The organism is Blastococcus litoris (genome assembly GCF_003075095.1).
Classification (GTDB): domain Bacteria; phylum Actinomycetota; class Actinomycetes; order Mycobacteriales; family Geodermatophilaceae; genus Blastococcus_B; species Blastococcus_B litoris.
In genome coordinates, this window is the sequence record NZ_QCZF01000008.1 from 232482 (window position 1) to 243190 (window position 10709).

The 10709-nt window shown below is 73.3% G+C and carries 9 protein-coding genes; 7 read left to right on the forward strand and 2 right to left on the reverse strand.

The window, feature by feature from the left end; translation table 11 throughout:
- The first annotated feature begins 15 nt into the window (after positions 1 to 15).
- From DCS98_RS17840 to ligA, 3 genes are read left to right on the forward strand one after another with little or no spacing between them, the layout of a single operon-like run.
- Positions 16 to 2298, forward strand: coding sequence for a 5'-nucleotidase C-terminal domain-containing protein (locus DCS98_RS17840; protein ID WP_116452722.1), 2283 nt, complete (start codon positions 16 to 18; stop codon positions 2296 to 2298).
- A 47-nt stretch (positions 2299 to 2345) separates the two neighbouring features.
- Positions 2346 to 3389, forward strand: coding sequence for a methionine synthase (locus tag DCS98_RS17845; RefSeq protein WP_241038285.1), 1044 nt, complete (start codon positions 2346 to 2348; stop codon positions 3387 to 3389).
- A 55-nt stretch (positions 3390 to 3444) separates the two neighbouring features.
- Positions 3445 to 5589, forward strand: coding sequence for an NAD-dependent DNA ligase LigA (gene ligA, locus DCS98_RS17850; RefSeq protein WP_116452723.1), 2145 nt, complete (start codon positions 3445 to 3447; stop codon positions 5587 to 5589).
- 18 nt (positions 5590 to 5607) lie between these two features.
- Here ligA and DCS98_RS17855 read toward each other — a convergent pair whose 3' ends face one another.
- Positions 5608 to 6273 carry an ACT domain-containing protein gene (locus DCS98_RS17855; RefSeq protein ID WP_116452724.1) on the reverse strand — a complete coding sequence of 222 codons (666 nt, stop codon included), beginning with the start codon at positions 6271 to 6273 and terminating at the stop codon, positions 5608 to 5610.
- A gap of 178 nt (positions 6274 to 6451) precedes the next feature.
- On the opposite strand from DCS98_RS17855, the gene gatC reads away from it, so the two are divergent.
- The 4 genes from gatC to gatB are packed head-to-tail and all read left to right on the forward strand — an operon-like array spanning position 6452 to position 9970.
- Entirely contained in the window at positions 6452 to 6751 is a 300-nt protein-coding gene (gene gatC, locus DCS98_RS17860; protein WP_116452756.1) for an Asp-tRNA(Asn)/Glu-tRNA(Gln) amidotransferase subunit GatC, read from the forward strand.
- Positions 6748 to 8280 carry an Asp-tRNA(Asn)/Glu-tRNA(Gln) amidotransferase subunit GatA gene (gene gatA / locus DCS98_RS17865; RefSeq protein WP_241038287.1) on the forward strand — a complete coding sequence of 511 codons (1533 nt, stop codon included), beginning with the start codon at positions 6748 to 6750 and terminating at the stop codon, positions 8278 to 8280. Before gatC ends, gatA begins: the two co-directional genes overlap by 4 nt.
- Positions 8277 to 8471 carry a hypothetical protein gene (locus DCS98_RS17870; RefSeq protein ID WP_116452725.1) on the forward strand — a complete coding sequence of 65 codons (195 nt, stop codon included), beginning with the start codon at positions 8277 to 8279 and terminating at the stop codon, positions 8469 to 8471. Before gatA ends, DCS98_RS17870 begins: the two co-directional genes overlap by 4 nt.
- Positions 8468 to 9970, forward strand: a complete 1503-nt coding sequence (gatB, locus tag DCS98_RS17875) for an Asp-tRNA(Asn)/Glu-tRNA(Gln) amidotransferase subunit GatB (RefSeq protein WP_116452726.1) — start codon at positions 8468 to 8470, stop codon at positions 9968 to 9970. Before DCS98_RS17870 ends, gatB begins: the two co-directional genes overlap by 4 nt.
- 11 nt (positions 9971 to 9981) lie before the next feature.
- On the opposite strand, the gene DCS98_RS17880 is transcribed toward gatB, so the two are convergent.
- The coding region (locus DCS98_RS17880) for an HNH endonuclease signature motif containing protein (protein WP_164704634.1) at positions 9982 to 10709 on the reverse strand (728 nt) is incomplete at its 5' end.

Here is a 10709-nt window from a genome sequence, read left to right on the forward strand (position 1 = left end):
CTCTGGAGGACTCCCTTGCGCAGAACGCGCCTCGCAGTGGCCGTCGCCGTCGCGACGTCCGCCGTCGTCGTGGGCCTTCCGGCCACGTCGTCCGCAGCACCGCAGCCGGCCACGCCGGCCGCCGACGTCCCGGTCCAGCTCGTCGCCATGAACGACTTCCACGGCCGGATCTCCGAGACCACCGGAACCGACGCCGAGCTCACCAACCCCGACGGCAGCAAGGTCGTCGTGGGCGGTGCGGCCAGCGTCGCGAGCACCGTCGACGAGGCCCAGGCGGCCTTCGTCGCCGCCGGTGGTGACGAGGCGTCGACGTTCTTCGTCGGCGCGGGCGACCTGATCAGTGCATCGCCGTTCAACTCCAGCGTCTTCAAGGACGAGCCGACCATCGAGGTCCTCAACGCGATGGGTCTCGACGTCTCCTCCGTGGGCAACCACGAGTTCGACCGCGGCACCGAGGAGCTGCGCCGCATCTCGGGCGCCACCGACGGCACGTACAGCGACGACGTGAAGGCCTGCGACGGCGTCTCGGAGGCGGCCGGCACCGGCTGCTTCACCGACAGCACGGGCGAGCACTTCCACGGCACCGACTTCCCCTACCTGGCGGCGAACGTGCTCGTGAAGGGCACCACGGACCCGGCTCTCCCGCCCTACCAGGTGTTCGACGTGGCCGGCGGCAAGAAGATCGCGCTCATCGGCGTCGTCACCGAGACCACCCCGACCATCGTCTCGCCGGCCGGCGTCCAGGACGTCACGTTCATCGACGAGGCAGACGCCGTGAACCGCTGGGTGCCGGAGCTGCAGAAGCAGGGCATCGAGGCGATCGGCGTGCTCGTGCACGAGGGCGGCACCAACACGGGCAGCGACGCGTCGAGCTACAACGGCTGCGACCAGCTCAGCGGCCCTGTCGTCGACATCAACAACCGGGTGGTGCCCGCGGTCGACCTCATCGTCAGCGCGCACAGCCACACCACCTACGACTGCTTCCTGGCCGACCCGGCGGGCCAGCCCCGCATGGTCACGCAGGCGGGCTTCTACGGCCGGCTGGTCACCGACATCCGGCTGACGCTGGACGGGAAGACCGGTGACGTGAAGCGCTTCTGCGCCGGCTACGAGGCGGCCAACGTCCCGGTGCTCCGCGACAACCCGGATGCCGAGGTCGCGGCGATCGTCAAGTACTGGAACGACAAGTCCGCCGTCGCGGGCAACCGGGTCGTCGGGAACGCGAGCGCGGACATCACGTCGTACGTGAGCTCCGACCGGAAGAGGGAGACGCCGCTGACCAATCTGCTCGCGCAGGAGCAGCTGGAAGCCCTCCAGTCGGCGGCCTTCGGCAACCCGGTGATCGGCTTCATCAACCCCGGCGGTGCCCGCGCCAACATCGACGCGGGTGTGGTCACGTACGGCGACCTCTACGCGGTGCAGCCGTTCGGCAACACCGTGAACGCCATCACGCTGACCGGCGCCGACATCCGCGCGATCCTGGAGCAGCAGTTCCAGGCCGACCGGCCGAAGGCCAGCGGCGGTCGTGAGTCGCAGCTGATCCTGGGAACGTCCGAGGGGTTCGCCTACGAGTACGACCTGAGCCAGCCCTACGGCGCGCGTGTCAACCCGGCGTCGATCGTCTTCGACCCCGACGGCAACTCGGGCCCTGCTCCGGTGCAGCCGGTCGTGGCGACGGACAGCTACCGCGTCGTGGCCAACTCCTTCCTGATCACCGGTGGGGACTCGTTCACCGCGTTCACGAACGGGACGAACCCGGTCAGCGGTCCCTTCGACGTCGACACCCTGGTGGCGTACTTCGAGGCCCGTAACTCGGTCGCGCCTCCGGCGGCCGACCACAGCAAGGCCGTGACGTTCGCTGCGCCGGTGCCTCCTGCCGCAGGCCTGGGCGGCACCACCGGCCCGGTGACGCCGCCCGCGGTCGCCGACGGGAACAGCGCCGTGGAGAGCCCCGGAGTCGGCCCGGCGTGCGACGCCACTGCTGCCATCAGCAAGCCGACGCCGGTGCGGGCGCAGACGGTGGCGGTCACCGGCACGAAGTTCGGTCCGCGCGAGAAGGTCACCGTGACCATCGACGACGGCCGCGTCGTGGGGTCCGGGACCGCCGGCGCCACCGGCGACGTCTCGGTGCGGTTCAAGGTGCCGGTCGACCTGGCCGCCGGTCAGCACACCGTCACCCTGACCGGCGCCTCGGGCGAGAAGGCCAGCACGACCTTCACGCTCGAGCCGGTGCGGAACGACGTCCGGACCGTCATCAGCACGATCGTCACGAAGCTGATCAACTGGCTGTTCCGCTGACCGACACCTGAGCGGGGCCACGACGGCGGCCGACTAGCGTCGCCGTCGTGACCACCCCGATCGATCCCGCCGTCCCCACCGGGGACGACGACCGCACCGACCCGAGGCCGGTCCCCGCTCCGTGGGGGCCGGCCTCGGGCGTCGGGTCGCTGCCCGGTACCGACGCCGCCGAGGCGGTGCGGCTGGTGGTGGGTGAGCTGCCCGACTTCGCCCACCTGCCGGAGCTGCCCGGCCGGGGTGCGGGAGCGGACATGATCGGCCGCACCGCCGCGCTCCTGGTCGACCTCGCCGTCGACCTGACGCCCGCGGGCTGGCGGCTGGTCCCGCGCGGCGGCATCGACCAGCGGCGCGCGGAGGAGTTCCTCGCCCGCGACCTCGACGCGCTCCACGACGTCGCCGAGAGCTGGGACGGGCCCTTCAAGGTGCAGGCCGCCGGCCCGTGGACCCTGGCAGCAGGGCTCGAGCGGACCCGCGGCGACCGCGCCGTCGCCGACGCCGGCGCCCGGCGCGACCTGGCGCAGTCCCTGGCCGAGGGGCTCGGGCAGCACGTGGCCGCCGTCCGGGCCCGCGTGCCCGGCGCCCGGGTGGTCGTCCAGCTGGACGAGCCCTCCGTCCCCGCCGTCCTCCAGGGGGCGCTGCCCACCGCCAGCGGCTTCGGGAAGCTGCCGGCCGTCGAGGCGACCGTCGTCGAGCAGGAGCTGACCGACCTGATCGGGCACCTGGACGCCCCGGTCGTCGTGCACTGCTGCGCGCCCCGGATGCCCCTCGATCTCTTCCGGGCCGCAGGGGCCGCCGCGCTCTCGTTCGACCTCGGCCTCGTGCAGGACCTCGACGCCGTCGGTACGGCGATCGACGCCGGGACGCACCTGTTCCCCGGTGTCGTCCCCGGGACGGACACGGCGCTGCCGGCGCCCAAGGCGACGGCCTCGCGACTCCAGGCGTGGTGGCGGGAGCTCGGCTTCCCCGCCGACGACCTCGCCGCCGCCGTGACGCTGACCCCGGCGTGCGGCCTGGCGGGCGCCTCGCCGGCGTACGCGCGGCAGGCGATGGCCCACGTCCGGGAGGCCGCGAAGTACCTCCAGCCGGAGTGATCCACGACCGGGGGAACCGGGGTTCTGCGTCGTACCCGCCGGATACCGTCTGCCTGTGAGCACTGACGCGGAACTCGACGCCCCCGAGGTCGCCGCGGCGACCGACCGCGAGGACGTCACCGAGGTCCCCGACGACGCGCGGACGCGGCACCGGGACCTGTCGGAGGAGCTCGACCGCTACGCCTTCGCGTACTACGTGCGCGACGAGCCGCTGGTCAGCGATGGTCAGTACGACGAGCTGATGGGCGAGCTCACGGCGATCGAGGCCGCCCACCCGGCGCTGGTCACCCCCGATTCGCCGAGCCAGAAGGTCAACGGCGGGTTCACCGCCGAGGCGACCTTCGCGCCGGTGCAGCACCTCGAGCGCATGCAGAGCCTCGACAACGCCTTCTCCAGCGACGAGCTCTCCGCGTGGGCCGCGCGGGTCGAGCGGGAGGGCGCGGCCGGCGCGAGCTACCTGTGCGAGCTGAAGGTCGACGGCGTCGCCGTCGCCATCGTCTACGAGGACGGCCGCTTGATCCGGGCGGCGACCCGGGGCGACGGGACGACGGGGGAGGACGTCACCGCCAACGTCCGCACCATGGAGAACGTCCCGCAGCAGCTGACGGGGGACGACCTCCCGGAGCTGCTCGAGGTCCGCGGCGAGATCTACTTCCCGGTGGCCGGCTTCGCCGACGTCAACGCCGGCCTGGTCGAGGCGGGCAAGGCCCCGTTCGCCAACCCGCGCAACGCGGCCGCGGGCTCGCTGCGGCAGAAGGACCCGAAGGTCACCGCCTCCCGCCCGCTCCGCCTGGTCGTGCACGGCGTCGGGGCCCACCGCGGCTTCGACGTCGACCGGCAGTCGGCCGCCTACGACCGGCTGCGGGACCTCGGCCTGCCGGTCAGCGACCGGTACCGGGTGGTCGACGACCTGGAAGCGGTCTGGGCCTACATCGAGCAGACCAAGGAGCAACGGCACTCGGTCGAGCACGAGATCGACGGCGTCGTGGTCAAGGTCGACCAGTACTCCCTGCAGCGGCGGCTCGGGTCGACCTCGCGCGCACCCCGCTGGGCGATCGCGTTCAAGTACCCGCCGGAGGAGGCGACCACCAAGCTCCTCGACATCCGCGTCAACGTCGGCCGGACCGGGCGCGTCACGCCGTTCGCGTACATGGAGCCGGTGAAGGTGGCCGGCTCGACGGTCCAGCTGGCCACGCTGCACAACGCCAGCGAGGTCAAGCGCAAGGGCGTGCTCATCGGCGACACCGTGGTCATCCGCAAGGCCGGCGACGTCATCCCCGAGGTGCTGGGCCCGGTCGTGGCCGCGCGCACCGGCGACGAGCGCGAGTTCGTCATGCCCACGCACTGCCCCGAGTGCGGCACGGAGCTGCGGCCGGAGAAGGAGGGCGACGCCGACATCCGCTGCCCGAACTCCCGGTCGTGCCCCGCGCAGCTGCGTGAGCGGGTGTTCCACGTCGCCGGCCGCGGGGCGTTCGACATCGAGAACCTCGGCTACGAGGCGGCGACCGCGCTGCTCCAGAGCTCCCTCCTGCAGGACGAGGGCGATCTGTTCTTCCTCGACCGGGAGCAGCTGCAGCGCTCGTCCTTCTTCACCAAGAAGGACGGCACCCTCTCGGCCAACGGGGCGAAGCTGCTCACCAACCTCCAGACCCGCAAGGACGTCCCCCTGTGGCGGGTCCTGGTCGCGCTGTCGATCCGGCACGTCGGGCCGACCGCGGCCCAGGCGCTGGCCCGGGACTTCCGGTCGCTCGACCGCATCATCGAGGCCTCGGAGGAAGAACTGGCGGCTGCCGACGGGGTCGGGCCGACCATCGCGCGGTCGATCCGCGACTGGTTCGACGTCGACTGGCACCGCGAGCTGGTCGAGAAGTGGCGCGCGGCCGGCGTCCGCATGGCCGACGAGGGCGAGGACGCCGGCCCGGGGCCGCTCACCGGCGTCACCGTCGTCGTCACCGGCTCGCTGCGCGACCACAGCCGAGACGAGGCGACCGCGGCCATCCAGGAGCGGGGCGGCAAGGTCACCGGCTCGGTGTCGAAGAAGACCGGCTTCGTCGTCGTCGGGGCCGACCCCGGGAGCAAGTACGACAAGGCCGTTCAGGTCAAGGCGCCGATCCTGGACGACGACGGTTTCCGCGTCCTGCTGGACGAGGGGCCCGAGGCCGCCCGGGCGGTGGCGACGATCGGCGACGGCTCCGAGTAGGCGACGGCGCCCGCCGACTCAGGCCGGCGGCAGCGACGCCACTGTCGTCGCGATCCCCGTGAGGTGGGCCAGCCGGAGCAGCTCGGAGCGGCGGAACGCCGGCCCCCCGGACCTGCCCAGCACCACCGCGCACCCGGGGCCGCCGTAGGGGGAGGCCATCATCTCGATGGCCATCTCGCGCCAGCGTTCCGGCAGCCACGCGTCCTCGCTCGGCAGCAGGCGCGGGCCGCCGAGGGGCATCCAGGGGAGCTCCACACCCTCGAACGACGGCGCGGCCTCGGAGGCGGCGGCGACCTCCCAGGACGCCGCGGTCGCCGACAGCACGACCGCCCAGCCGCTGTGGAAGACGCGGGGCAGCTCGGCGGCGAGCAGCTTCGCCGAGGTCCCCTCGGCGGCCCGGGCCAGGGCGTCGAGCAGGTCGAGCTCGCGGTGGGTGTCCAGCGGCCCGGCGAAGGGCCGCAACGACTCGACCGACACCCCGGGCACCGCCTGCGCGGCGGTGATCAGGCTGTCGGGCAGGCGGCCGTGAGGGAGGTCGACGACGACGTCGTCCACCGCCACGCCACCGCCGCGCTCGAGGACGTCGAGGGAGACGATGTCGGCGCCCGCGGTGCCGAGCGCGGTCGCGACGGCACCCAGGATGCCGGGCTTGTCGGGCACGACGAGGCGCAGGAGATAGGACACGGTTCCTCCGGGTGGCGCGCGGGGTCCTCGTTCGATCTCCGTCGATCGCGATCGATGCAGCCTCTCACGCCGGTTCCGGGGGAGAGGCCGTCGCGCCGGCCCCACGTAGAGTGGCTGGGTCACGTACGCGGCCGAGACCAGCGCCGCCGAGCACTGCGAAGTGGAGTTCCACCCCAGCATGAGCACGCTCTCCCGCAAGGATGTCGCCCACCTGGCGCGCCTGTCGCGCCTGGCGGTGACCGACGAGGAGCTGGACCTGTACGCCGGCCAGCTGTCCGCCGTCCTGGACGCGGTCGCCCAGGTGCAGAAGGCCCCCGTCGAGGACGTGCCGCCGACCACCCACGCGGTGCCCATGACCAACGTCTTCCGCGAGGACGCCGTCCGGCCGAGCCTGCCCCCCGAGGTCGTGCTCGCCGGCGCGCCCGCCGCCGAGGACGGACGCTTCCGCGTGCCCCGCATCCTGGGGGAGGAGGCGTGACCACCTCCGACGTCACCGGCATGACCGTTCCCGAGCTGCAGGCCGCGCTCCAGGACGGCGCCACCGCGGCCGGGATCGCCGAGGCCTACCTCGACCGCATCGCCGCCACCGACGGCACGCTCGGCTCCTACCTGCACGTCGACCGCGAGGCGGCGCTCGAGCGCGCCGCCGCCGTCGACGCCTCCGGCAACGCCGGGACCGGCCTGGCCGGCATCCCCGTGGCGCTCAAGGACGTCGTCGTCACGGCGGGCGTCCCGACCACGAGCGGCTCGCGGATCCTGGAGGGCTGGAAGCCGCCCTACGACGCCACGGTCGCCGCCCGGCTCAAGGCCGCCGACACCGTTCTCCTGGGCAAGACCAACATGGACGAGTTCGCCATGGGGTCGTCCACGGAGAACTCCGCCTACGGCGTGACCCGCAACCCCTGGGACCCCGAGCGGATCCCCGGCGGCTCCTCCGGCGGGTCGTCGGCGGCGGTCGCCGGCGGTCTCGCGCCCTGGGCCATCGGCACCGACACCGGCGGCTCGATCCGTCAGCCCGCGGCGCTCACCGGGCTGGTCGGGCACAAGCCGACCTACGGCTCGGTGTCGCGGTACGGGCTGATCGCCTTCTCGTCGAGCCTCGACCAGGCAGGCCCGATGGCCCGCACCGTCCTCGACGCGGCGCTCCTGCACGAGGCGATCGGCGGCCACGACCCGCTGGACTCCACCAGCATCGACGCCCCGCTCCCGGTGCTGGCCGAGTGCGCCCGCCGCGGTGCCGACGGCGACCTGTCCGGGCTGACGATCGGCGTCGTCCGCGAGCTCGGCGGCGAGGGCCACACCGACGGCTACGAGCAGGGCGTGCTCGACCGGTTCACCGAGGCCGTCGCGCTGCTGGAGAGCCTGGGCGCCCAGGTCCGCGAGGTCTCCTGCCCGGCCTTCGACCTGGCCCTGCCCGCCTACTACCTGATCGCCCCGAGCGAGGCGTCGTCCAACCTGTCCCGGTTCGACGGCGTCCGGTACGGGCTGCGCGTGGGGGACGACGGCGCCCGCGACCTCGACGAGGTCATGGCGCTCACCCGCGAGCAGGGCTTCGGCGCGGAGGTGAAGCGCCGGATCATCCTGGGCACCTACGCCCTGTCCAGCGGCTACTACGAGGCCTACTACGGGCAGGCGCAGAAGGTGCGCACGCTGATCAGCCGCGACTTCAACGCCGCCTTCGACGCCGAGGGCACCGGCGTCGACGTCCTGGTCAGCCCCACGACGCCGACGGTCGCCTTCCCGCTGGGTTCCCGGGTCGACGACCCGGTCGCCATGTACGCCGCGGACCTGTGCACCCTGCCGGCCAGCCTGGCCGGGGTACCGGCGATCTCGGTGCCGTGCGGGCTCTCCGACGGGTTGCCGGTCGGCTTCCAGATCATGGCGCCGGCGCTCGCCGACGACCGCTGCTACCGGGTCGCCGCAGCGCTCGAGGCCGCGCAGGACGCCGCCCGCGGCTCGCGCTTCCTCGACCAGCTGCCGAGCCGCGTCGCCGAGGGTGCCGCGTGAACGGCGCGCTGAAGGCAGCCTGGGGCCTCACGGCCTTCGTGATCGTGGCCGGCGTCGTCGGCTGGATCGTCACCGGTCGCCCCGTCTTCGCCGTCTTCGTCGTCCTCGGGGTGCTGACCGGCGTCGGGGCTGCCTTCGCCCTGCGCCCCGCCCCGGACCGTCCCGCCAGCAAGGAGGGCCCCACCTCGTGAGCACCGACACGCTGGTCGACTTCGACGAGGTCCTCACCCGCTACGAACCGGTGATCGGCCTCGAGACGCACGTCGAGCTCGGCACCGCCTCGAAGATGTTCTGCGGCTGCTCGACCACCTTCGGCGCCGAGCCGAACACCCAGACCTGCCCGACCTGCCTGGGCCTGCCGGGCTCGCTGCCCGTGGCCAACGAGATGGCCATCGAGTCGACGATCCGCATCGGCCTGGCGCTGGGGTGCCGGATCGCCACGTGGTGCCGGTTCGCGCGGAAGAACTACTTCTACCCGGACATCCCCAAGGGCTTCCAGACGACCCAGTACGACGAGCCGCTGTGCACCGCCGGGCACCTCGACGTCGAGGTCGACGGCGAGACCTACCGGGTGGAGATCGAGCGGGTGCACCTCGAGGAGGACACCGGCAAGAACCTGCACGTCGGTGGGGCCACCGGGCGCATCCACGGCGCCGACCACTCGCTGATCGACTACAACCGCGCGGGCATCCCGCTGGTGGAGATCGTCACGCGTCCGATCCTGGGCGCCGGCGCGAAGGCGCCCGAGGTGGCGAAGGCCTACGTCACCGAGCTGCGGGAGATCCTGCTGGCACTCGGCGTCTCCGAGGTCCGGATGGAGCAGGGCAACCTGCGCAGCGACGTCAACACCTCCATCGCGCCGATCGGCAGCCTGGAGTGGGGCACCCGCACCGAGACCAAGAACGTGAACTCGCTGCGGTCGGTCGAGCGCGCGGTCCGGTTCGAGATGCGCCGCCAGGCGGCCGTCCTCGACGGGGGCGGCACGATCACCCAGGAGACGCGGCACTTCCACGAGGACAGCGGCACCACCTCGCCGGGCCGGAGCAAGGAGGAGGCGACCGACTACCGGTACTTCCCCGAGCCCGACCTCGTCCCGGTCGCTCCCGACGAGGAGTGGGTGGAGAAGCTCCGCGCCACGCTGCCCGAGCTGCCCGCCGCCCGCCGTGCACGGCTCTCCGACGAGTGGGGCATCACGCCGACCGAGATGGCCTGGCTGGTCAACGCCGGCGCCGTCGAGCTGGTCAGCGAGACCGTCGCCGCCGGTGCCTCGCCCGCCGACGCCCGCAAGTGGTGGCTCGGCGAGCTCGCCCGCCGCGCGAACGACGCCGGCACCGACCTCGCCGAGCTGGCCATCACCCCCGCGCAGGTCGCCCAGCTGATCGGGCTGATCTCGGCCGGGACCATCAACGACCAGCTGGCGCGCCAGGCGCTGGACGGCGTCCTCGCCGGCGAGGGCGACCCGGCCGCGGTGGTCCAGGCGCGCGGCCTCGCCGTCATGGGCGAGTCCGACGAGCTGGTCGCGGCCGTCGACGCCGCCATCGAGGGCAACCCGGACGTCGCGGAGAAGGTGCGCGGCGGCAAGGTGCAGGCGATCGGGGCGCTGGTCGGCGCGGTCATGAAGACCACCCGCGGCAAGGCCGACGCCGCCACCGTGAAGCGCATGCTGGAGGAGCGCCTCACCGCCGGCTGAGCCACGCGCGCTCAGAAGGGCGCCGGTTCGAATTCGTCGACCGCGGGGTCGTGCAGACCGGGTGGCCGGGTCACGCGGGTGACGCCGCTGGGTGTGGTGACGCTGAGCGTGCCGTCGTCGTCCATGGCGAACGACCAGCCGGGCGCGTGGGTCTTGAGCCGGTGGTGGCGGCGGCACAGGCAGCAGAGGTTCTCGCAGGCGGTGGCGCCGCCCTCGGCGTGGGCGAGCACGTGGTCGAGGTCTGCCCAGCCGGCGGAGTTGGCGCAGCCGGGATGGCGGCAGGTGCGGTCCCGGGTGCTGACGAACCGGCGCTGGGTGGGGGTCGGCCGGTAGCGCTCCACCGGTGGCGGCCGGTCCAGCACGGGGCACGCGCACTCGCCGTCAGGGTGGTCGGCGCAGCCGCGGCGGGCCAGCCGCTCCAGCTCGGTGCGGGTGAGCACGGCCCGCAGCGCGCCGCTGACCGGATCGGTGAGGGCGATGTGCAGGTTGCCTCCGGCCGGGGCCTGCAGCCCGCCGGGGCACAGGGCGTCGAGCCGTTCGAGCAGCTGGCGCAGGTGTTCGGCGGTGATCGGTTGCCCGTCCACGGCCGCCGGCTCGACCTCGCCGCCGGCGGCCCCGGCCCCGGCCCCCGCCCCGGCCCCGGCGGTCAGCGTGTCCAGCGGAGCGAGCACGGTCAGGTGGGCGGTGACCGGCGGCCGGCTGTCATCCCAGGGGCGGGTGACGAGGTCGAACAGCACCC

Bases quoted from the DNA above. Each gene is read 5' to 3' on its own strand.
- gatC (WP_116452756.1), top strand. From the start codon at position 6,452: ATGAGCACGCTCTCCCGCAAGGATGTCGCCCACCTGGCGCGCCTGTCG.